We start from the raw sequence: 23,678 nt of genomic DNA, 5'->3' as shown, positions 1-23,678 counted from the left end.
TCCCGGGGGTGTTATTGGAAATGTTCGAACGGCTTGCCCGCCACCGAAAACGGACGGAATCGACCGATATTATTCAATAAGCCCAGTGCAATCATATTCACCATCAGGCTCGATCCGCCATAGCTGACAAACGGCAGCGTCAGACCCGTAATCGGCATTAGCCCCAGGGTCATACTCACATTCACCGCCACTTCCACTGCAAACATTGCAATAATTCCCACTGCCGTCAGTCGGGCAAACGGGTCCGTGTTTAAATAGGCAATTTCCGCCCCGCATGCGAACAGGATACCATACAAAAGCATTACCAGTACGCCCCCCCAAAATCCCCACTGGTGGGCAATCAACGCAAAGATAAAGTCATTATGCCGCTCCGGCAGGTATTCGTACTGACTGTAAGGCCCCTTGCCATAGCCATAGCCCATAAGCCCGCCGGAGGCAATCGCCTGCTTGGAATGCATCAGGTGATATCCTTCGTTTTTTTTCCAGTCCCGCAGACGTGAGGGCGATCCGACCAGTATCCTGGCCAGCGTCGGATGGTCGGAGGCCGCCTGGAAAATCCGATCATTTTGCAGCAGGACGCAGGAAATCCGCATTTTCTGGTAATCGTGGAGCATCGTCCATAACAAAGGACTGACTATAATCGCAAGTCCAATAAATAAAAGGAGATGCCGCACACGAGCCCCCGCGACAAACAGCATCGAAAACAGCATCGGCATCAGCAGCATCGTCGTACCCAGGTCCGGCTCCAGCAGAATCAAGGCCATTGCCAGCACCGTCAGAGCAAAAGGCCCGGCCAGGCCGACCAGGTGACGATAATTACTGCGGAATCGCAGATACCATGCCAGGGCCATGATGTATGCAATCTTGCAGAACTCGGACGGCTGAATCTGGATATAATGGGTCGCCGTTCCCAGTCGAATCCATCGCCGGGCACCTTTCACATAGGGAACGAATGGGATGTCAACCCATTTATCCAGCAAGATAATCATTAACAGGACTAAGACGACCCCGTAAATCCAATAGCTGGCCTGTCCGAGCCGTCGATAATCAACCAGATTCACGATAAAAAAAGATAATAATCCTGCGGCGGCAAACACAAGCTGCTTTTTCCAGGCTCCTGCATTAGGATTTGATTTGTCGGGATTAAGGGTAATCGTCTCGATATTAGGGTTATCGGGTCCGGAAAAGGCTGTTTTATCTTCATCCGAATCTGTCAGGGGGTTGCCTGCACTGTAAATCGCTGCCATTCCGATCCCGAATAGGGCTGCAGCCGACAGCAGCATCATAATGCGGACTACGGCCAGCCGGCCTGAAAAAATGCTAAGTATCTCTATATTCATCGCTTATGAAATTATTAAAATGCCCTCTACAGAGTCTGGATATCTATTATTCAAGCTCTCTAATTACTTAACGCGAATTTGACGCAATTATCAATATTATTATCGTTCAAAATAGACAAGATGATGCGTAAAAATCCAAAATCTGAGGGCTTATTATATCGGAAATATGAAGGGGCTCAAAAGAGTATTATTTTGTGCGTTTGCCTGGGATTATCGGGTTTTGTTTGCGACTTGTTTTCAATATTGAAAATGGTCTTTTTATGGCCTCTGGGGCAAAAATTTTCACGTTTACATATTTTTTTACTTGCAACCAAACCTGCTTTTTAGTATTATCAGCGTTGTAATAACTGGAGTAATCCCGAGTCAGGGAAAGCAAGGTCATTACGGGGGGATAAATATGAGCCTGACAAGTATGTGGGGATCGGAGAAAAGAGGGTAATATCCCTTAGAGAATAGTGGGACGATGTGCAGTTAGCGTATTCTCATTATGCACCGGAAGCAAGGCCCGGTGGGTGATGAACCAATAGAGAGAAGAAGAGAAGAAAAAGAGAAAGGAAGGTGTCAGATGAAAAAAACCCTTGCAATGCTCCTCGTTTTAGCCCTTGTGGCCCCGGCTATGGCCGTTACGTTTACGGCGTCTGATGCGGGAAATGGCGTTCTGAAGATTGATTACACTCTGGCTTCTGGCGAAGCCCTTCGCGGTCTGGCTCTGAAGCTGACCCGCACCAGCGGTGATGCCGTGGTTGCCAACGGCACCGATGTGACAGTTGCTCCGTTCAACACGTTCATTGATTATGCTTTCACCAATGCCGGCTATCAGATTGGCGATGGTCATCCGGTTGCCAATCCGGCTGCTGCGGGTGTTGCAATTCTCCCGGCCAGCACGTTCTCCATCAGCGTTGGCTATCTGGATCAGGCTGGTAATCAGGCCGGCATTACCTCCAATGGCAGCATCACGGTGAAGCTGACTGGTTCTGCAGATTCCTGCTTTGATATCGAACTGGACACCCTGCGTGGTGGCGTTGTCGGTGACAATGTGGTTGCCCCCGCCGCTGGCTGGAAGATCAATCAGTGCGTGGTGTTTGCGGTTCCCGAACCGATCAAGAATACCGCTCCGATCTACGCTGACTGGGTGAAGTATGGTAAACCGGCTTGCTGGGCCTATGCTCGCAACTGCCGTGGTGATGCCGATGGCAAGAGCCAGGGTAGCGCAATTGCGGGATATGCTTATGTCAGCACCAACGATTTAAATGTACTTGTATCAGCGTGGAATGTTAAAGAAGCCCCGAAGGGTCCCGGCATTCTGAGCATACCCAATGGGATTTGTGCTGATTTCAATCGTGACCAGCAGGGTAGTGCGATAGCAGGTTATGCAAGAGTGAGCACAAACGATCTTAACATTCTGGTAGCAAACTGGAATATCAAGGAAGCGCCCAAAGGTCCTGGTGTTGCAGATTGCATGAATACTGGACACTATAATTTCTTTGTGAATCCCTAATACAGAATTAGAAATTTAAAACGACACACACTTCACACGAAGATTAATTTAACAGTAGTTTGTACAAACAAACAAAGTTCGAAAGGAGAACGATGATGAAGAAGTTGATGGTTCTTGCTCTGGTTCTTGGTGTTGTAGGATTTGCCAATGCTGGCATGTCGATAGTAGCCCCGACTCAGATGGCGGTTGGCGAAACTGCTAATATTAGCATTGTTTCAGATGAGGCACGCATTGGTGGCTTTTTTGGGTATCTTGCTATTGACATGAGTGGTGTTGGTCAATGGGCTGGCGGTAATGATGTTCCTGCTGACTTTCCGAAAGGCCCATCTTTTGAAGTTACTTACTATGGTGATGTGACTGGGATTATAGGTAAAGCATGGGATGTGTGGTATCTCGATCTGACCAATCCTTCTACTACTCCTACTCGTGCTGGTAAGTATGCAGATTTAGCATTCTTGGCTGACAAAGCTGGAGTTGCTACTATTTACTTGGTTGCAGAAGATGGTGAGACTATTTTAGATACAGCGCAAATCGCTATTCCTGAACCGATGACGATGGGCCTGCTGGCTCTGGGTGGTCTGTTCATTCGCCGGAAAAAATAATTCCTGCGTAAATAACTAAGAACCAAAGTATCTCCTAAGTGTGTAAAGAAGCCCTTCCCCAGGAAGGGCTTCTTTTTTTATTGTAGCTCAAGCCTCCGTGCTTGAGGAAAGTAGCTCAAACCTCCGCGTTTGAGGTAAAATAATATGCCGAAGGCATTCCGATTAATAAAAGGATACGCCTGCGGCGAGACTGAAAGTGGCAAGCACGGAGGCTTGTTTTACGATGGCTAAAAACGCCAGGCGTGGGAAAATCAGTCAAAATAAAATAGTAGCTCAAGCCTCTGAGCTTGAGGAATAGTAGCTCAAACCTCCGCGTTTGAGGTATAATAATATGCTGGAGGCATTTCGATTGGAAAAGGATACGCCTACGGCGAGACTGAAAGTGGCAAGCACGGAGGCTTGCCCTACAATGGCTAAAACGCCAGGCGTGGGAAAATCAGTCAAAATAAAATAGTAGCTCAAGCCTCTGAGCTTGAGAAAGAGTAGCTCAAACCTCCGCGTTTGAGGTAAAATAATATGCCGAAGGCATTCCAATTGGAAAGAGGATACGCCTGCGGCGAGTCTGAAAGTGGCAAGCACGGAGGCTTGCCCTACGATGGCAAAACGGTAAGCGTGAAGGTTTTGTTTGGCGATACGAAATAGCAAGCACGGAGGCATTTATTACGATGCAAAGTGGCAAGCACGGAGGCTTGCCCTACAATGGCTAAAACGCCAGGCGTGGGAAAATCAGTCAAAATAAAATAGTAGCTCAAGCCTCTGAGCTTGAGAAAGAGTAGCTCAAACCTCCGCGTTTGAGGTAAAATAATATGCCGGAGGCATTCCGATTAATAAAAGGATACGCCTGCGGCGAGACTGAAAGTGGCAAGCACGGAGGCATTTATTATGATGCAAAGCAGCAAGCACGGAGGCTTGCCCTACAATTGCAAAATGGCCATCGCGGGAAAAGTAGCTCAAACCTCCGCGTTTGAGGTATAATAATATGCCAGAGGCATTCCAATTGGAAAGAGGATACGCCTGCGGCGAGACTGAAAGTGGCAAGCACGGAGGCTTGCCCTACAATGGCTAAAACGCCAGGCGTGGGAAAATCAGCCAAAATAGAATAGTAGCTCAAGCCTCTGAGCTTGAGAAAGAGTAGCTCAAACCTCCGCGTTTGAGGTATAATAATGTGCCGGAGGCATTCCGATTAATAAAAGGATACGCCTGCGGCGAGACTGAAAGTGGCAAGCACGGAGGCTTGCCCTACGATGGTAAACAGTTTGGGTATGGGAATTTGAATATAACAATAGGATAGTATCAAAAACAGGGCGGCTATGATAAATCCGTTCTACAATCCCGCCGAGGAGAAGCAGATTACCCGCAGCAAGCTGCCGCACTGGTCACAGCATGGCAAGCTTCATTTTGTGACATTTCGTCTGAGTGATTCTATTCCACAACACCGTCTTGAACAAATTCAAAGGGAGCGTCTGGAATGGAAAAAGAACCATCCTCTGCCTTATACGGATGAACAATGGCATGAGTATCAGTCTCTTTTTTCAAGTCGGATTGATGAATGGCTTAATGCCGGCAGAGGGGAATGTCTTCTGGCCAGGCCGGAGTATGCAGATATCGTTCGAGAGGCTCTGTTGTATTACGAAGGGCAGCGATACTATCTGGATTACTGGGTGATTATGCCCAATCATGTCCATGTTCTGCTGATGCCTTTGGCTCCTTATGCTCTCAAAGGCCTCTTGCATTCATGGAAATCCTATACCGCCAACCGGTTTATGAAGCTGGATGGCAGAAAAAGGCAAATCTGGCAACATGAGTCGTTCGATCATATTGTCCGCAGTCCGGCACAGTTAAATCGATTTCGCAAGTATATTGTTGATAACCATAATCAGTCTGGCGGGAAATCAATTCTGTCGGATAAAGCGATCATTTAACCCAATCCATAATAGTAGCTCAAACCTCCGCGTTTGAGGTATAATAATATGCCAGAGGCATTCCGATTAATAAAAGGTTACGCCTGCGGCGAGACTGAAAGCAGCAAGCACGGAGGCATTTGTTATGATGCAAAGTGGCAAGCACAGAGGCATTTATGGTGATGCAAAGTGGCAAGCACGGAGGCTTGCCCTACAATTGCAAAATGGCCATCGCGGGAAAAGTAGCGAACATTGGTGAGTTTGTGGATAACAGCTCAAGCCTTTGAGCTTGAGGAATAGTAGCTCAAACCTCCGCGTTTGAGGTATAATAATAAGCCGAAGGCTTTCCGATTGAAAAGAGGATACGCCTGCGGCGAGTCTGAAAGCAGCAAGCACAGAGGCTTGCCCTACAATGGCAAAACGGTAAGCGTGAAGGTTTTGTTTGGCGATACGAAATAGCAAGCACAGAGGCATTTATGGTGATGCAAAGTGGCAAGCTCGGAGGCTTGCCCTACGATGTCGAAGGCAAGCGAGGAGGGGTGCCCTACGATGGGATAAAGCAAGTTTGGAGGTGTTTGCTATCATAAAAACATCGAAAATCAAGTTGCATTGGGACATTTTATTTATGATAATATACGATATAGACTTCCGGAAACCATATAAACAAGGATACACTTATGAAAACACTGGGCCCAGTCTTTTTGTGTGCTGTAATCGTGGTTTTGACGGGTTGCCATGGGCCGTCAAAAGCCATCAATGATCCCAATATGCAGGTCATCCTTATAGGCACTAACAAACTTCCATCACAGTATGTAGGCAGATGGGTGGCAGATCGAGAAGGCTGGGAAATAAATATTGAAAAAGATGGGCGAGTTTCCTCTATTGTTCATACAATTGGCCGTGCACCTCTCATCAATGGGCATACAACAACGGTCGATTTGATAGAAAATGGTAAGGGAACAATCCGAGCTGGTAAGTGGATTGTCCAATATAACGATAAAACCAAAGAACTTGTTGTGGAGATAAATATAGACAAATTTCGATTTGTCAAGGGACAGCAAATTGTGGAAGGATCCTCACAAGATATTTTTATGGGGACCATCTCGAAGGATAATCAACATTGGGTTGCGGCATGGACATCTTTTCCCAAATACTATGTAACAACAGAAGCATATAACTATTATGAATTACCCCGTGATGAGGGAAGTGAAGATCAGGGATTTTTAGATTTTGTGAAAAAGTAGGTCATAATAAACGGTTGTTCTGACATATTCCCGCGTTGCGTTTGAGGCGGTCCAGGCCGAGGCGATGGACGGGGGAGTTTTTAAAAAGATGCAGGAAGTCGTCTTTTGTCCACGTCAGAATGTCCTGCGGAACGAGTGAGTTTCGCTGAGGATAATATTGAAAATCCCGGCTTTTCCGGGCGGGGGCGGCTGTTTGGTAGGGGCAGGCCAGCAGGCAGTTGTCGCAGCCGAATAGACGGTTGCCAATAGCCTTATGAAATCTTTCCGGAATATCCCCTTTTTCCTCAATTGTCAAGTAGCTAATACATTTACGACAATCGTACTCGCCATTTTGTCCCAAAGCTCCAGTAGGGCAGGCCTCAATACACCGATTACAAGACCCGCAATAGTCTTTATCCATTGGGATATCGGCCGGCAACTCCAGCGTCGTAATTACTGAGCCAAGCAGTAACTGTGCCCCCAATTCCGGATGTATCAGGCAGTGATTTTTGCCAATAAACCCCAGCCCGGCCCGTCTGGCAACACTTCGTTCCGCCAGCGGCACCGAATCCACACAGATTTTGCACTCCATCGGCTTTGCAATCGTTTGTACCATAAAATCAACCAGCTTCCGCAGCCTGGCCTTAATAAACTCGTGGTAGTCCTCGTAGAGGGCATAATCAGCGACCTTGCAAGGCCCGTTGAGGATGGTCTGGGCAGGCTTATAACACAAGGCGACACAAATGATCGACTTTGCTCCCTCCAGCAGCAGGGCGGGATTAAATCGTTTGTCGATATTGCGGGTCAGATATTCCATCCCAGCGGCATTCCCCCGCTCCAGCCAGTCCACAAAATACCGACGCTCGGCCTCCTCAATCGGCTCAGCGGAAGCAATTCCCACCAGGTCAAACCCCAGTTCGCTCGCTTTCTGTTTGATCTGTGTCTTGATATCCATAATCTCTGATTATACCCCAATTCTGCCCCTCTGGCTTGCATTTTCTGTCGAAATGACAGGCTTTGGAATATGTCCAATTGCTCAGTGGTGTTACATAACCCACGCTATATCAAGAGGATATGGCTGTATTTCAACAAGGCCCCATTCTGGCACGCGATTTGTTTTTCGTCTTTATGTGTGGATTGAAAAGTCAAAAAGGCATAAATGAATTTTTGGAGGATACGACTATGTTGATGACAAGACGATTACCATTTTGGGACATGGACCGGATGTTTGACGAGATGAGCCGGATGTTTGATGCCTTCGGCGGTCCTCTGGGGCTTCGCAGCGTTCCGGGTGGGACATTTCCCGCGATGAACGTGTACGATGCCAAAGACAAGCTTGTCGTGACTGTCGAGATTCCCGGCGTCGATCCGGCGACCATCGATTTGAGTGTCCAGGAAAGCAGCCTGACCTTGTCGGGCAAACGGGAAGACGCCGAAAACGGCAAAGGGCGATACTATCGCAAAGAGCGTCCCACGGGCGAATTCCATCGCACGATTACGCTGAGTGAAAAAGTGGATCCGGCTGGTGTTACGGCGTCCTATAAAGACGGCATCCTGCGAATCGAAATGCCCAAGGCCCAGGCGGTCAAGCCCCGGACCATTGCGATTAAAGCTGAGTAACTCAACACACAAGGTGTTTAACGTATGGAATGGAGGTCACAGCCATGAAAGACATAGAAAAGAAACAACAGGCGAATATTACTCGCCGCGAAGAGCGCAATACGTTTTTGCCGGCCACCGATATCTGGGAGACGCCCGAGGAAATTGTACTGAAAATAGACATGCCCGGTGTCAGCAAGGATCATCTGGAGATCAAGATCGAAGGCGATACGCTGACGGTTCACGGTGCCGTACCGCAGGAGCAGCCCGGCAATGTCTTGTATGCCGAGCAGCGGATTGGTGATTTCCATCGGGAATTTTTGCTCAGCGATGACCTTGACCGTGATAAGATCAATGCAGCTCTGAATGCTGGTGTCCTGACGCTGACGGTTGCCAAGGCCGAAAAAGTCAAACCCAGAAAAATTCAGATTCATGCCGGCTAACTTGTGGGGTTCTGGAGAGATGATACAACTTGTACAAGACCAAGAGCGGGATATTCCCGCTCTTGGTTTTTTTGGCAAGCAAGGTTTTCGGATTATCGCGAAAAGCGTCCCTGGAGAAACCGCCGGGGCTGGAAAAAGAATTTTTCAATCGCTGTCATTCGAGTTCCGGCCGGCTCATCGGTGGGCAGCGATTGGAAAATCAGACAGGCGGGTAAACGCAGCAGGGTGCTGCAAACAAAGATGCTGTGAAGCTGGAAATGGGTGATATTGGGCAGCATCGGTCCCAGCCATCCGCCCAGTGCCGAGCCGGCAAAGTAAAAGATGGCGGCGATGGCATTCATATAGGAGATGTATGCCAGCCGCTGTCCGGAGGGGAGTTCGCCGATGCTGTAGTTGAATGTCAGGAGCTGGAATCCGCCCCAGGCCAGCCCGGCGATGGCATTGAGCGTCAGCAGATACCAAAAGTTGCCGCTGATCAGCCAGCAGGCCGGCAACAGCAGAATCAGTGTTGCTGCCAGACGCATGGGCATGATATTCCCCAGCCGATCGGAAATTCGTCCCCACAGGCCCAGACTGAACACCGTTGTCAGCGGGACAATCAGCTGAATACAGCTATACTGAAAATAGGTGAACTTTAAATCGTTAAGCATATGCAGCGCGAAAAAGGGGGACGCGAAATATGCTCCGAAGTAAATCAGCGAAAAGGCCAGGATGAATTTACCGTAGGAGTGTGTATGCATAGTGCCGATGAAATCCGTAAAGGCAATCTGCTTTTGGGGCTGATGGTGAATGTGCTGAGGCTCGTAATGCCAGAACAGGACACCGGTGGCCGTCCATCGAGTTGCTACACACACAAACCACAATACGGTAAAGACAGCAATCACATTGTCGGTCCGGTCCAGTGCCAGCCCCGCCGCGACACAAGCCAGGAACTGTGAGAGCGTCATCATGCTGGTTCGAAAGCTGAAATACTTGCCTCGCATTCGTCGGGGGACAATATAGCTCATCCAGTCGGCCCAGGCCCCGGCACTGATGCCGTTGGCGGCGGCGGCAATGAGCATGGCCACAATGCTGCCCCAGACGGCATGTTTTGGGACGAGATAGATCATAAGTGCAAACGGAATCAGAAACAGGGCTTGGAGGGCGGTGCCCAGAATCACCAGGGTGCGGTAATTTTTGGCCCACCGCAACATCGTTGGTACCCAGATCTGAATAAACCCGCCGGCCAGAAGGTAACTGCCGAAGCCAACCCCGACGGCGAATTTGCTTGCGCCCATGTCATTGAGATACGGCACGTAAAAATTTTGCATCAGGCCGATCGCCACCATCGCCAGCATGCCTTCGATAACAGACAATCGCATGGTCTGCTGACGCTGGTCACGGTCGGCATAGGAGTATAAGTCAGGATGATCCTGTGTATTTTCAGTCATAGTGAATCCAGATTTCAGATTAAAGTTACGTGTTATACCATACCATAAAAGTCCAGATATGAAAAGTATCTGATGATTCCGTAAAAATCTATCTTTTGCCTCGATATCTGTTCTTAAGTCGTTTAACGGAGAGGATTTTTCGCCAGCGGTACAGCACAAAACAATTTTGAAAATCCCACTAAGCTGTATCGGCGCGCAAAGAATTTTGGTTTTGTTGAAACAAATTTTGGTTGTTTCCGTCTTACTGTATGAAAGCAGTAAAAAAAAGAATAGAACAATCGGCAGAGAGTTTGAGGCCGAGGATTTAATAGATGAAAGGAGTACCTATGATGATTCGATTTACCTGCGACCAATGCGGTCATGTATATGCCCTGGGCGATACCTATGCCGGAAAGAAAGTGCGATGCGGACAATGTCAGAAGGTGCTGCAGGTTCCCGCTGCACAGCCGCAGGCTCGGCCTGCCGATACGATTCGTTACGCTGCCGACGGTATTACGCCGGATTTCAGTGAATTCTTCATGGCGATGCTGAAGCATGAACGTGAAGCGCCGCCGCTGGAAATGGCACATCGATAAAATACCCGCGGCCATCTGCATTGAGCAGATGGCCGCCGAGATTGCTTGTGAATTTTAAATCGCCGTGGATTATTTTTCCGTTGACGGCGATTTTTCTTTTGCCGCTTTTCGATCGGCCATATAATCCGCCCACAATGAATCCAGCGACGCGCCTGTCAGATCCGTAAAAATAGCCTCCTTAAATTCGCCCTTGCGTGCGGCGGTATTGATTTTGGTTACGATGCCCGGGCAGCGGTCGGTTTCCAGCCAGAGGAAAAATCCGGCGGTGACCTGATAGCTGTCGCGATAACCGCTGGGCTTGCTGCTGAGGGGGAACCAGCTTAGCGGCTTGCCTTCATACAATGCCCAGCGAAGATAATCCGCGACTCCCTCGGTAACCCAGCCGGGGATTCGGCTTTTGTACTGCTGAACCACGTGTACCAGTTCATGGAAGACCAGTCCGATATCATCGGGATGTTTGGTAATCCAGCCTGACATGACGGTAATCTGTGTGCCGGACGTCCATGCAATGCCTTCATCGCCTTTGCGGAAAACCAGCTTGATATCGGCAGGGGCTTCAAAATCTTTGGTCGGGATGAAGTTCAGCAGCCGGGGATGCCATTGCTCGATCAGTTCTTTAGCCTGATTGGCCCATGCTACCAGCTTTGCCTCGTCCTTGATTTCCTCGACATCCAGCGTTACGGTTACTTTGGCACAGGTCCAGCCGGCCAGAGTCAGCAGCATGGCCACAGCACACGCCCAATTCTTCATCGTCATTCTCCTGATTGCTTGATTGTATACCACTCTATCCTTACGCAAAACCGGCAGTATATCGCAAACCTCTATTCCAAAGCAAGTTTTTACTTTCAAAACCTAATATTCTTTATACAATGACAGGCAGGTTGTGAATACCATTAAACAAAGACAGTAGAAAGGGAACCAACATGAACAGCCAAAGGGTCGCAACATCCATCACAGTGTTACTCCTCGCCATCAGCCTGACCATCGCAGGATGCTCGTCGTCGAAATTGTCCTGCAGCCAGGTCCAAAGCCAGCTTCAAGGCTCGACCAATAAAGCCGTTATCCCTGTGCCGCGTCCGGATGACTGGTGGACCAAGCGTCACGCCGCTGTGGTCGAACGCGTCAAACAGGGCAACGTCGGTATTCTGTTTATCGGCGACTCGATTACGCACGGCTGGGAACGACAGCCGGAACTGTGGGACAGCTATTTTGGCAAGTGGAATCCGGTGAATGCCGGTTTCAGCGGCGACAAGACCGAACATGTCCTGTGGCGTCTGGAACACGGCACAGTTGACGGCATCAGCCCCAAACTGGCGGTTCTCATGATCGGCACCAACAACTCCGGCGGCAACGAGTATACGGCTGAACAGATTGCCGAAGGGATCGAAGCGATTGTGTGTACGCTGCGGACCCGTTTGCCCCAGACCAAGGTGCTGATTCTGGCGATCTTCCCGCGCGGCGACGATGCTCAGCGCAAAGACAGGACCCAGGGGGCAACCTACAATCCGCAGTGGGCCAAGAATGATAAGGCCAGCCAGCTTGCCGCCCAGCTTGCCGACAACAAGATGATTTTCTTTCTGGACATCAATCGTAAATTCCTCAACGATCAGAACGTGCTGACCCGTGAGGTTATGCCTGACCTGCTGCATCCTGACAAGCAGGGATATGTTATCTGGGGCGAATCCATTCTGCCCACGGTTGAAAAACTGATGAAATAAGAGTGTCTGTGAGCTTCACGAATCTTCGGCCTGCCCGTGTCGTCTGATACGGGCAGGTTTTTTTATGCGGCGATTGTGCTGTGAGTGTGCCGGATAAACGAATTGATTTTTTGCTTTTATGCATGCCTGTATCGGATATAATACGGCGGTTTGAAATAACAGGGTCATTCCATACAGGAGTACAATATGGCCAAGGCAAAGATCAAAAAAATAGCGGTGATGACCGGCGGCGGTGACTGCCCGGGTTTGAATGCGGTTATCCGTGCTGTTGTCAAGACGGCGATTAATCATTACGACCTTGAAGTCTATGGTATTGAGGACGGATATCAGGGCCTCATCGAGGATCGGATTCATCCCCTCGATTACGGCAATGTCAGCGGCATTCTGACCGTTGGCGGTACTATCCTGGGTTCGTCGAATACGTCCAATCCATTCTGCTACCCGATTACCCTCGGTAAAAAGACCGTCAACAAAGATGTTTCCGAGCAGTGCATCATCAATCTTAGCAAACGCGGCATTGACACCCTGATTTGCATCGGCGGCGACGGCACAATGAATTCCGCGGCAGCCTTTGTCAAAAAGGGCCTGATTGTCATGGGTGTCCCCAAGACCATTGATAACGATCTGTATGGTACCGATATCACATTCGGGTTTGATACGGCGGTCAATACCGCCACAGAAGCCATCGACAAGCTCCACACCACCGCCAGTTCGCACCATCGTGTGATGCTGTTGGAAGTGATGGGGCGGTATGCCGGGTGGATTGCCCTGTACGCGGGGGCTGCCGGCGGGGCGGATGTCATTTTGATTCCCGAAATCCCCTACGATATCCATAAAGTGGCCGAGTATGTCATCCGCCGATCCAAAACCGGCCGGCGGTTCAGCATTATCTGTGTGGCCGAAGGGGCCAAGGCCAAGGGCGGCAAGATGGTTGTGGCCAAAAAGATTGCCAACAGCCCTGACCCGATTCGTCTGGGCGGCATTTCCTTTATGCTGGCCGACCAGCTGGCGGACCTGACCGGTATATCCTGCCGGGCGGTCAACCTCGGACATGTCCAGCGCGGCGGTGTGCCCAGCCCGTTTGACCGGGCATTGGCGACCCAGTTTGGCCATTATGCGATGGAGCTGCTGATGAAAGGACAATTCAACCGGCTGGTTGTGATGAAAAACGGCCGGCTCGACAGTATCCCGCTGGGCCAGACCGCCGGACGTATCAAGACGGTGCCGATGAACCATCCGCTGATTGCCGCCGCCAAAGCCGTCGGCACCAGCTTTGGGATATAATGCGATTCGGGGTGATGCTTGGGGCACATGTGCATGATTACCATCACGTCCTGAAAAGGCAGCGTCAGATTTCTTTCAGGGCGATGCTCTGATGAATTTAACTCAGGATAAGACAATCTGCCAGCTTGTTTCCCGCTTGGAACAGACCGCCAGAGGGGTGGTCAAAGCCGACGGGACGTGGGGGTCCTTTGCGCCCTTGCTGGCTGTGCATATCGCCACAACGCTCCATCGTCCGCTGCTGTACATCAGCCCGCATATTGACGATGCCGACCGCGTCTGCGACGACCTGCAGACCTTTGGCGGCACCCAGGTCCAGACGTTTCCTGTCTGGGAAAGCCCGCCGGGTGATGAAGACAACCTCGCTGACGAAATTGGTTCCCAGCGGCTGCGTCTGGTGCTGGAATTGTCGCAGCCGGGCGGTGTCCCCCGCAGCAGTATGATTTCGACCTCGGTCCAGGCCCTCAATCAGCCCATTCCCAAAGCGGAGAGTCTGCGTCAGCGCGGGCTGGAGCTGGCTGTCGGCAAAACACGTGATCCGCAGGAGCTTATCGCCTGGCTGGTCGAGGCGGGTTTTGAACGCACTGACAGCGTTGACTATCCGGGCCAGTTTGCTCATCGCGGGGGAATTCTGGATGTCTTTGCCCCCGTCAGCCTGACCTCGACAAAGGCTTCGGTCTCCGAACCGCAGGCGGTGCGTGTGGAGTTTTTCGGCGACCAGATTGAAAGCATCCGCCTGATTGATCTGGACACACAGCGATCCGGTGAGGCACTCCAGCAGATGACCCTGGTTGCCGCCGTCGGGCAGAACCTGTCCATGGGGCAGGCGACGGAATTGTTTGTCAATGTTCTGCCGCCGGAGACGATTGTGGTGCTGGAAGAGCCGACGCAGATAGCCGAAGTCTCGGAAGTCTTCCTGAGCCGCCTTGACGACCTGCGCGGGATGTTCCCGTGGGCGTCAATATACAAAGCTCTGCAGCGATTTACCTGCCTGGAAATCAGCCGGTTTGCCGCCGATTCAGACAGCATTCATCTGGACGTTACCAGCGCCCAGGAATTCGAACACAAGGCCGGCAGCCTCTGGAAAGAAGGCCGCAACGCCCTGACGGATTTGATCGAGCGTGCTGCCGATTGCCGCATTGTTCTTTACTGTGAAAATCAGGCCGAGATGACCCGTGTCAAGGAGATTCTTCAGCAGACAGCCGGCGGCGTCCCGCCGTATTTGACTTTGCGGACGGGATTTGTGTCGCAGGGCTTTATTCTCCGCAGTCTGCGAACGATTGTCATCAGTCATCACGAGCTATTCGGCCAGGCCTCCGTCCGGCGACGTATCCGTACGCTGCGGTCGGTCTCGCCGATTGACAGCCTGATGGATCTGAGCAAGGGCGATTATGTGGTGCATGTCAGCTATGGTATCGGTCGGTTTCTCGGTATCGAGATGATGGAAAAGGCCGGCCATACCGGCGAATATCTGACGATTGAATATGCGGACAAAGTGCGGATTCATGTTCCCGCTTCCAATATTCATCTTGTCCATAAATTCATCGGCTCCATGCCGCGCCGCCCGATGCTCAGCCGCATTGGCACCAAAAAATGGGAAAAGCAAAAGCAGCAGGTTGCCGTCGGGGTGGAGGAGCTGGCTGCCGAGCTGCTGGAAGTGCAGGCCCAGCGGCAAAAACTCGGCGGATTTGCATTCGGGCCTGATACCCTGTGGCAAAAGGAATTCGAAGAATCCTTTCCGTATCAGGAAACGCCCGATCAGTTGACTGCCGCGGAGCAGATCAAGCGTGATATGGCCGAGGCGATTCCCATGGACCGTCTGCTGTGCGGAGATGTCGGCTACGGCAAGACCGAACTGGCCATGCGTGCGGCCTTTAAGGCAGTGCAGGCGGGCAAGCAGGTCGCTGTTCTTGCCCCGACAACGGTGCTGTGTGTTCAGCATGGGCGAACCTTTGCTGAGCGCTTCGCGGAATTTCCTGTGACGATTGAAGTCCTCAACCGATTCACGTCGCCCAGGCAGGCACGGGATATTCTTTACGCGGCACGTCAGGGCAAAATCGATATCCTGATTGGGACACACCGCCTGCTCAGTGATGATGTCGGCTTCAAAGACCTCGGTCTGCTGATTATCGATGAAGAACAGCGTTTTGGTGTCGAGCATAAGGAACGCCTCAAACGCTTCCGTGTCAATGTGGATGTCCTGACGATGTCGGCCACGCCAATTCCCCGGACGCTGCACATGGCGATGATTGGCTTGCGCGATATCAGCTCACTGGCGACACCGCCGCTGGACCGCCGCAGTGTGACCACGCGGGTTTGCCGCTTCGATCGCGACCTTATCCGAAAGGCGATACGTTTTGAACTCGGACGCGAAGGGCAGGTTTTCTATCTGCACAACCGTGTCCAAACCATTCATGGTGCTGCCCAGATGGTGCGGGATATTATCGCCGACGATTCTGTGCGAGTGGATGTCGCCCATGGCCAGATGCACAAGCACGATCTGGAAGATGCGATGGTGCGTTTTGTCAAGGGGCAGACCCAGGTGCTGGTCTGCTCGACGATTATTGAAGCCGGCCTGGATATCCCCAATGCCAATACCATGATTATCGTTGATGCCGACCGCTTTGGTCTGTCGCAGCTTCACCAGCTTCGCGGGCGTGTTGGCCGTTACAAGCATCGGGCCTATGCGTACCTGCTCCTGCCGGCCAGCCGCCCGGTTAATCCCATCGCCGCCAGGCGTCTTAAAGCCATCGAGGAATTCTCGCAGCTGGGCTCGGGGTTTCGGATTGCCTTACGCGATCTGGAGATTCGCGGGGCCGGCAACATCCTCGGTCCAGAACAATCCGGCCACATCAACACCGTCGGCTACGAACTCTATTGCCAACTGCTCGGCCAGGCTGTCGCCAAGCTCCGCAATGAGCCGGTCGAACAGCCCGCCATGACCGCCATCGATCTGGGCTTCCATGTCGGCATCCCGAAGAATTACATCGCCTCCGACCGCCAGCGGCTGGAGGTTTATCGCCGTGCTGGCCAGATGCGGACTGTGGCGGATATCCGACGTTTTGAGGAGGAATTACGGGATTTATTTGGGCCACTGCCCGACTCGGTACGAACCCTGCTGGATATTGCCGAATTGCGGATGTATGCCGCCCGGTGGAAAATCCGCAGCCTCATCGTCCAGGGAATGGATTTAATATTCTCATTTGAAGAGGGGGCTTATACCGCTGATCTGTTTGCCCGATGCCCGGGTCGGGTCAGCATCCCGGATCCCCGCACCGTCTATGTCCGACTTGATAAATCCTATTTCGAACCCCATACCCTGACCAGCGTCCTGCGAAAACTCCTCAAGCGGAGTCGGTGAGACAATTTCTCAAATAGACGAATTAAAAAGGTCTTGTATTGATAATATTGGGACGGGCAATAAAAAAAGCCAGAACCGCGGAACGCAGTATCTGGCTTCGGAGGAGGGTGATGAATTAAGTTGTCAGAATTAGCTATCTGATAATTTCAGTGTATTACTCTATATATTATGACGAATAATCATCGTCAAATGTTTACTAAAATCTATTGAAAAACTAAAAATATTTATAATAAGCATTTAAAACCCTATTTATAAATCACTTGTAAACACAGCCAGCGGCATTGAAAAGAGTATGTATTGACATCTTTTAATCACAGCTATCTGTGAAATTTTTCGCAATTTCCCTGTCAATCTCAGGAAGAGTGCTCCCTCCTCGCATATACAATGACTCCTTTTAGCATCCATTAATACCAGATAAATTAATAAAATAGTTTTATAAATATCAAACTTTTTGTTGAAATTATAAAAAGAAAATCTATAATATAGTTAGATAGATATAAAACATATATGAAGGTATAAAAGGAGCGTTTATGTTGTATCGAAAAACCACACTAAGTCACCAATACCTCGAAGAACTTCCCACCGAAATGGTTGCTCGGCCCGCAGAGCATGCCAAAGTCCTTCGGTCCCGTTGCGACTGGCTGACCGGCCCGGATCGTGTTCTGATGGAGCTTGTTTTAACGGCCGGCTGCCGAAACCAGACCCTGGCCGTCCTGACCGGCCGCTCTCAATCGACCCTGAGCCGACGTATCCGCCGTCTGACCGAAGGCTTATCCGGCAGGCTGGCTTTGCAGCCTGCCGACCGTGTCAAAATCTCCGCCCTCGAGAAAGCCATTGCCCGTCAGGCCATCCTCGAAGGCCATTCGATTACCCGCATTGTCCGTGTGACGGGCCTGTCGCGGTATCGTGTGCGTAAAATCCTCGAGACACTCAAGACCCCGCAACATCAAAACCGTTCTGCCTGATCCAGGACATTATAAGACAAGGAGCTTGCCATGAAATCGATTCGATTTTCGATTTGCAAACATATATCCTTTAGCTACCCCATCACCGATCGGATGAGGCAGGTGATGAATATCTTCGGCCTGACGCTGTTTCGTCTTCGCAAACAGGCCTTCAGTCATACTCTTGACATTGAACTTCAAGCAGGCGATATCTGCTACATTACCGGTCGCTCCGGCACCGGCAAATCCATTCTTCTCAATGCCCTGTATGCTCAGACTCCCGAGGACGATCGCCTCCGGCTGGACGATGTCCCCATCGAAGCCGACCAATCCCTCATCGACAGCATCAGCGATGTGGGCGGCTCAACCTTTGAGCACCTTGACATACTTGCCGCCGCAGGCCTGTCGGATGTTCTGGCGATGCTGTCCCGCCCGGAGCACCTGTCCACAGGCGAGGTCTTTCGCTATCGTCTGGCCCGCGCCATCCTCAGCGGCAAGCGATTCCTATTTGCTGATGAATTCATGGCCTCGGTTGACCGTCTGACCGCTGCCGTCGTCAGTCGCCGGCTCCGCGACCTTGCCCGCAAAACGGGTCGTATCTTCATCTTTGCCGGCATACAAACCGAACTGATCACAGACCTTGCCCCCGACATCATCGTGGTCAAATACCCCGCGGGTCTGACTGACATCATCCACCGTGACCCTGCCCGCCAATCGAAGACGACAACCCCAACCGAAAGGCTCGCCCATGTCTCCTGAAACCGCCGTCATTGCCCATCCCGCCGCAACCGCAGCAATTACCAAACGCCCTCGCTATTGCTCGCTGCTTAAATATGTGACCCTGCGTGGCGGAACTATTGCGGATTACCATCGGCTCAGCCGCTATCATTACCGTGATGTGTGCCTTGGGCCTGTGGCTGGGATCTGGACGCTTCATCAGCACGTTCCGCAGATGCACTTCGAACACGCCGTCATTGGGGTTATCGTCTATACCTACCCTGTCCCCAACTGTGCCGCACGCAAAGCTGTTCTCGGCCCGCAATTCTGCTCCTCCGACCGAACCTGCCATCTGCGTTATTTGAATCAGTCCATCCGAACCATTTCGCGAGTCGTCATCGATCCCGCCTGGCGGGGACTTGGTCTTGCTGCCTGGCTGGTCCGCCGGACCTTGCCCTGTCTAAATGTGCCGTACATCGAATCTTTGGCCGTTATGGGCTTCTTCCATCCCTTCCTCGAAAAGGCGGGGATGACACGTTATCCGACGCCCGAAAACAAAAAGGCCAACCGCCTGGCACAGATGCTCAATGAACTGAATATCCCGCCGACTCTCTGGCACGATCCTGAGGCTGTCCACGAACGGATACTGGCCCTTAAGGGAGCAGATTCGGGCCGGCTTGAACGCTGTGTTAATGCCTTTCTCGGTCCTTTTGGCCGCCGCCGCCATTTATCACAAAGCCTTGAACGCACAGACTTTATCTGCCGAAAACTTGCCTGGCCGCCGGCCTATTATCTGTGGAGAAATCCAGATACGCTATGTCCTGTTAAAGCAAGGCAATCTTGAAAATAAATAATCTTGACTCCGCAATGTTATTTTTGATAAAATAGATAATTCTTCTGAGTTACACAATATCTTAATTTAATAGTTCCGAAAGGACGAGGAGAGTATGATGAAACGAAATCCTATTTGTAATGTTCGCAAGAGCATCTGCCTGATAGGCATTTTGACCCTGCTGATTCAGGCCCTTCCGGCCTTCGCTGAAGTCAGTTACGACAGTTCCATCAATTTCTACAAAAATGGAGCCTATGATTCTATTGATTCGGACGGCACGGACGACTCCTACGTCAGTTACCAATCCTTCTCCGGCGGCATATGGACGGGCTGGACGATTGCCAATGGTGAATCCATCGGCTTTACACAGGGTTACGCGGATGCAGGCAATCTCAGGCAGGGCGTCTCTGCCCAGGTTATTTCCACACCGAACAATAATCATTTGTCCGATGCCAGGATTTCGACCGATGCAGCCAACCGTCTGACCGTGCTGCCGGGTACGTCCGGTCTTTCTGAAGGCGATACCACCATCCTGACCCTCAAAATCCGGCTGGATGGTGCCTTGCATACCGAAGCGACCTCCTGGCCCGGCAAGGGCTGGGCACATGCCGAGATGGACGCGGAACTGACTATTCGTGACCTGGCCATCCAGATCGACACCGGCGAAGGCATGTGGATTCCCTCACAGGCTTCGTTTGGCGCCTCCTGCGAACTGGAATCATATGATGTGTATATGCCTTACTGGAATCACAGCTATTCATCCAACTGGGATAAGTCCTGGAGCTATGAAAGCAATATCGACGCCGGCAATTCATACCGCATTTCCGATGGAGTGAGCTATCTGAGCGATTCTTTTCATTACCAGCAAGACCTTTTGTTCGACACCGGTGAAATTACCCTGATGTTTGAAGCCATCGTCGGCCACACGCTGGATTTCGAATCGAACATGTATCTCTATGTGGACGCCAGCAACGACGCGATGGCATATGCCGACTTTGGCAATACCTTCGCCTTTGACGTGACCGCGGCCAACGGCGTGGCTTTGCAATGGCAGGTCGTCCCCGAGCCGGCCACTGTCCTGCTGCTGGGTGCTGCGGGACTGTGTATCCGCCGCAAACGCCAAACTGTGCGATAATTCAAAAAAAACAGGGGCGACCAGTGGGTCGCCCTTTTTCTTTGCCTGGGACCTGCTACTGGGTGCTGATGACCAGTGTCTTGCCCTTCATCAGGTCCTGATGCGAGATAAAATACCCGTCGATAGTCCTGTTGTCATAGGTAATCCTGGTAATCTTATCGCCGGGCTTGTCCCGCACAATCGTCCAGTTCACGTTGTCCCCCATCTTAATCACGACCTTATCAAACAGCGGCACGGTCACGATATACTCCGGGTCTGCCGGTGAGAACGGATAAAAGCCCATCGCATTAAACACATACCACGACGACATCTCGCCGGCATCATCCATCCCCGCATACGCCAGCTTTTCCCTGCCCATATCATAAAACTCATCCATAATCTTGTTGAGAATGGCCTGGGCCTTGTCCTGTCTGTTGACAAAGTAGTACATATAGGGAAAGCCGTGGTCGGGCTGGTTGCCGTGGCAGTATTGCCCGATAAAGACCGAAAAGTTATATGCCTCCACGCCGCCCCAGGGAATCGAAAACAGCTCATCCAGTTTTTTTTCGAACGCCTCTTTGCTCGGATAGAGGCTAATCAGCCCCTGCGGGTCGTGCGGGGCAAAAAACGAGGACTGCCACGCGTTGGCCTCGCGGTACATGTATTCATAATACGGATAGGTCGGGTCAAAGTCCTTGATCCAGTCGCCGTTGGCCAGCCGTCCCCGCATCAGGCCTGTGGAGGGATCGAACATATTCTTATAGTTGGTGGTACGTTTCATCAGCATCTGGTAATTGGCCGTATCGCCCAGCTCTCTGGCCAGCAGTGCCACCGCATAGTCATCATATGCATATTCGAGCGTCTTGGTTACACCCGCGGCGGCTTTGGTTTCGACATTGGGGTTTTTAATGTCCGGCTCAGAGATGTACCCCTTTTCCATGTATTCGGTGATATGCGGACGGGTTCCGCCTTCGAGGGTCGCATTCCGCAGCAAGAGGTTATAGGCGCTCTGGATATCATATCCGCGTATCCCGCGTAAATAGGTCCCCGCAATAAACGGCGCCGCATGGTCACCATGGAAAAACGTTGGCATAAAGCCCGTCTTCTCGCCGCGGTCAATCAGCGACTTAATCACATCCACCGTCACATCCGGTGCCAGCATTCCCAGCAGCACCAGCTTGTTTCGGTAATCATCCCACAGCGACGGCTCGGTATAATACCGGAAGCCCTTGTTGACGACGTTGCGGTTTCGGTCGGTAAAATCCCCGTTGACATCGCTTCGCAGTGCCGGCCACAGGAACGACCGGTACAGCGTCGAATAGAACAGACCCCGCTGGCGTTCGGTGCCGCCGGTGACCTGGATTTTGGACAGCAGCTGCTGCCAGGTGGCTGTCGCCTCGTCGCGGACCTGCTGGAAGCTCTTGCCCAGCATTTCCTTGTCGAGGTTGTCTTTGGCATTGGCAAGGCTGACAAATGAAAAGCCGATCTGCAGCTCCAGCGGCTTGTCCGCATCCGCAAAGTGCACCACGGAGATGGTCTTGCGGCCCCTGGTCATTGATTCAATGGATTGGATTTTGTGGTTGCTTACCGCGTAAAAGTACATCCGCTCGCCGGTCTGCTGAAAGCCGGTAAAGACGGTGTCGCCGTCCTGGGCGATATCCCACCGCCGGACGCGCTCGTTGGATATGGAAAGGTCGGCGATGAGCTTTTTGGGCTGGCCGGGCTTGAAGGTGTATTTATGGAATCCGCACCGCAGGGTCGTGGTCAGTTCCGCGTTGATGCCGTAGCGTTCGAGGAATACCTGGTAATAGCCCGGCCGGGCGGATTCGTTCTTGTGGCTGTAGGGCGAGCTGTAGTCGTCGGGGGCAAACTCGCCGGTGGCCGGCAGCAGGGGAATATGGCACAGGTTCCAGTGGCCCTTGCTGGTGTGGGTGAAGGCCTGGATGGTGGTGTCTTCGTACTGATAGCCCGACCCGCTGCCAAATTGCGTGACGGGGCTAAGCTGCACCATCGCATTGGGCAATGATGCCCCCGGGAAGACCTCGGCCCCCCACGTCCGATGCGTCGGGGTGTAGCCGATGTCTTTGCTGTCCCACAGGGTCGCTGTGCCCAGAAATGGATTAACATAATCCACAAGTTGCTTTTCCGCCTGGGCAATCGCCCCCGCAAGGCAAACCAAACCCACTGCAAACCATTTCATCAGTTCTGTCTCCAGTATTATCGTTTTTGTGTTCAGTCAATACTATGCCATTCAGATGATGTATGGAATGGAGATGTTTCGAGAAAATTTCTTTTGGGCAGGATTTGCAGGGAAAATGGGTTTGTTTTGCTATGTCCACAGTATATAACGAGGCAGCGGGGGGGGTAAAAGAACACAAGAACTCAGGAACACAAGAACTCAAGAACCTGAGAAGGCAGGGGGACAGAATGTTGATTTGGAGAGATGAGAATTTAAAGTCAAACATTTGGAATTCGTGGGGGGAAGTTGGTTGATATCTGGGAAATATTGTTTGTATTACAGAGGGAGATTTTATATAATTCGGGGGCATTTTTAAATCGGTTGTACGGACAAGTACAGTTGTGCCGGATGGCAGCATGGTATCAAGTTGTGTATCACTTTCACAGCCTGATGAAATTTTAAGGGTTGCGCGAGCGGAAGTTGGTTTTTAAAGTCATAGTTGGCAGTTCTGAGTATATGTGTCTGCATCGAGGGAGAAGAGTGTACGTGTGCGCATGTGAGCGGATTGTGTATCCATGATAAAAAAATGAAAGTAAATAGGTATTTGCCTTTTTCAATACGGATCGAGTATGAATAAAAACAAAGTGGCTATAAAACTTAGATGTAAAAGATGGATAGATCTTTTAGTGTTAACGGTTGTATCTGTCATTATTACTGCATACATACAAAGGCCGATAATTGACAATATATCTGCTTATATTGAAAATACATGTGCGAAATGGCATCCTGTTTTTGCTTGCCTTGTTTACTTGACAATTATCGCAAGTATTATTCGTTGTCTTAAAAAAAGCGGAGGTTTTCGCTGGAAAGATTTAGATCTTAAGAGATCCTGTTGGCCTGCTCCCCGAAAATTGGTCCAGT

The 23,678-nt window shown here is 51.1% G+C and carries 20 protein-coding genes; 15 read left to right on the top strand and 5 right to left on the bottom strand.

Annotated features, from left to right (window positions below; all coding sequences use genetic code 11):
- Positions 1-11 precede the first annotated feature (11 nt).
- A complete protein-coding gene (locus ACQ9LF_RS13050) occupies positions 12-1,340 on the bottom strand; it encodes an FtsW/RodA/SpoVE family cell cycle protein (protein ID WP_462489857.1) in 1,329 nt (442 codons plus the stop codon).
- A gap of 565 nt (positions 1,341-1,905) precedes the next feature.
- Between ACQ9LF_RS13050 and ACQ9LF_RS13045 the strand changes: the two genes are divergently transcribed.
- The 4 genes from ACQ9LF_RS13045 (at position 1,906) to ACQ9LF_RS13030 (ending at position 6,585) form a co-directional block, all read left to right on the top strand.
- A complete protein-coding gene (locus ACQ9LF_RS13045; RefSeq protein ID WP_462489856.1) occupies positions 1,906-2,838 on the top strand; it encodes a hypothetical protein in 933 nt (310 codons plus the stop codon).
- 92 nt (positions 2,839-2,930) lie between these two features.
- Positions 2,931-3,440, top strand: coding sequence for a PEP-CTERM sorting domain-containing protein (locus ACQ9LF_RS13040; protein ID WP_462489855.1), 510 nt, complete (start codon positions 2,931-2,933; stop codon positions 3,438-3,440).
- Between the two features lie 1,310 nt (positions 3,441-4,750).
- Positions 4,751-5,362, top strand: coding sequence for a transposase (locus ACQ9LF_RS13035; protein WP_462489854.1), 612 nt, complete (start codon positions 4,751-4,753; stop codon positions 5,360-5,362).
- 656 nt (positions 5,363-6,018) lie between these two features.
- Entirely contained in the window at positions 6,019-6,585 is a 567-nt protein-coding gene (locus tag ACQ9LF_RS13030) for a hypothetical protein (protein ID WP_462489853.1), read from the top strand.
- Between the two features lies 1 nt (position 6,586).
- Here ACQ9LF_RS13030 and queG read toward each other — a convergent pair whose 3' ends face one another.
- On the bottom strand, positions 6,587-7,519 hold the full coding sequence (queG, locus tag ACQ9LF_RS13025) for a tRNA epoxyqueuosine(34) reductase QueG (protein WP_462489852.1): 933 nt from the start codon (positions 7,517-7,519) through the stop codon (positions 6,587-6,589).
- A 233-nt stretch (positions 7,520-7,752) separates the two neighbouring features.
- On the opposite strand from queG, the gene ACQ9LF_RS13020 reads away from it, so the two are divergent.
- Positions 7,753-8,184: an Hsp20/alpha crystallin family protein gene (locus tag ACQ9LF_RS13020; protein ID WP_462489851.1), complete on the top strand. Its 432-nt coding sequence runs from the start codon at positions 7,753-7,755 to the stop codon at positions 8,182-8,184.
- Between the two features lie 44 nt (positions 8,185-8,228).
- Positions 8,229-8,606 carry an Hsp20/alpha crystallin family protein gene (locus tag ACQ9LF_RS13015; RefSeq protein WP_462489850.1) on the top strand — a complete coding sequence of 126 codons (378 nt, stop codon included), beginning with the start codon at positions 8,229-8,231 and terminating at the stop codon, positions 8,604-8,606.
- A 92-nt stretch (positions 8,607-8,698) separates the two neighbouring features.
- On the opposite strand, the gene ACQ9LF_RS13010 is transcribed toward ACQ9LF_RS13015, so the two are convergent.
- On the bottom strand, positions 8,699-10,036 hold the full coding sequence (locus tag ACQ9LF_RS13010; RefSeq protein ID WP_462489849.1) for an MFS transporter: 1,338 nt from the start codon (positions 10,034-10,036) through the stop codon (positions 8,699-8,701).
- Positions 10,037-10,362: 326 nt separating this feature from the next.
- On the opposite strand from ACQ9LF_RS13010, the gene ACQ9LF_RS13005 reads away from it, so the two are divergent.
- The gene (locus ACQ9LF_RS13005; protein ID WP_462489848.1) at positions 10,363-10,611 is read left to right on the top strand and encodes a hypothetical protein; all 249 of its coding nucleotides are present in this window, start codon (positions 10,363-10,365) and stop codon (positions 10,609-10,611) included.
- 69 nt (positions 10,612-10,680) lie between these two features.
- Here ACQ9LF_RS13005 and ACQ9LF_RS13000 read toward each other — a convergent pair whose 3' ends face one another.
- Entirely contained in the window at positions 10,681-11,361 is a 681-nt protein-coding gene (locus ACQ9LF_RS13000; RefSeq protein WP_462489847.1) for a basic secretory protein-like protein, read from the bottom strand.
- Between the two features lie 173 nt (positions 11,362-11,534).
- Here ACQ9LF_RS13000 and ACQ9LF_RS12995 point away from each other — a divergent pair, with 173 nt between their 5' ends.
- The 7 genes from ACQ9LF_RS12995 to ACQ9LF_RS12965 all read left to right on the top strand — a co-directional run bounded on the left by ACQ9LF_RS12995 (position 11,535) and on the right by ACQ9LF_RS12965 (position 20,599).
- Positions 11,535-12,329 carry a GDSL-type esterase/lipase family protein gene (locus ACQ9LF_RS12995; protein WP_462489846.1) on the top strand — a complete coding sequence of 265 codons (795 nt, stop codon included), beginning with the start codon at positions 11,535-11,537 and terminating at the stop codon, positions 12,327-12,329.
- Between the two features lie 186 nt (positions 12,330-12,515).
- On the top strand, positions 12,516-13,613 hold the full coding sequence (locus ACQ9LF_RS12990) for a 6-phosphofructokinase (RefSeq protein WP_462489845.1): 1,098 nt from the start codon (positions 12,516-12,518) through the stop codon (positions 13,611-13,613).
- Positions 13,614-13,704: 91 nt separating this feature from the next.
- Complete coding sequence (gene mfd, locus ACQ9LF_RS12985) at positions 13,705-16,971, top strand: transcription-repair coupling factor (protein ID WP_462489844.1); 3,267 nt, start codon at positions 13,705-13,707, stop codon at positions 16,969-16,971.
- 530 nt (positions 16,972-17,501) lie between these two features.
- Positions 17,502-17,936, top strand: a complete 435-nt coding sequence (locus ACQ9LF_RS12980; RefSeq protein WP_462489843.1) for a hypothetical protein — start codon at positions 17,502-17,504, stop codon at positions 17,934-17,936.
- Positions 17,937-17,966: 30 nt separating this feature from the next.
- On the top strand, positions 17,967-18,674 hold the full coding sequence (locus ACQ9LF_RS12975; protein ID WP_462489842.1) for an ATP-binding cassette domain-containing protein: 708 nt from the start codon (positions 17,967-17,969) through the stop codon (positions 18,672-18,674).
- Positions 18,664-19,476, top strand: coding sequence for a hypothetical protein (locus ACQ9LF_RS12970; protein WP_462489841.1), 813 nt, complete (start codon positions 18,664-18,666; stop codon positions 19,474-19,476). Before ACQ9LF_RS12975 ends, ACQ9LF_RS12970 begins: the two co-directional genes overlap by 11 nt.
- A 103-nt stretch (positions 19,477-19,579) precedes the next feature.
- Entirely contained in the window at positions 19,580-20,599 is a 1,020-nt protein-coding gene (locus ACQ9LF_RS12965; RefSeq protein WP_462489840.1) for a PEP-CTERM sorting domain-containing protein, read from the top strand.
- Positions 20,600-20,654: 55 nt separating this feature from the next.
- On the opposite strand, the gene ACQ9LF_RS12960 is transcribed toward ACQ9LF_RS12965, so the two are convergent.
- Positions 20,655-22,778, bottom strand: coding sequence for a GH92 family glycosyl hydrolase (locus ACQ9LF_RS12960; protein ID WP_462489839.1), 2,124 nt, complete (start codon positions 22,776-22,778; stop codon positions 20,655-20,657).
- 608 nt (positions 22,779-23,386) lie between these two features.
- Here ACQ9LF_RS12960 and ACQ9LF_RS12955 point away from each other — a divergent pair.
- Positions 23,387-23,678 (top strand): hypothetical protein (locus ACQ9LF_RS12955; protein WP_462489838.1); only part of this gene is annotated, 292 nt, incomplete at its 3' end.

This window comes from Anaeroglomus insulsum (assembly GCF_050689095.1).
GTDB lineage: Bacteria > Planctomycetota > Phycisphaerae > Sedimentisphaerales > Anaerohalosphaeraceae > Anaeroglomus > Anaeroglomus insulsum.
This window is presented reverse-complemented; position numbering and strand designations above follow the sequence as displayed.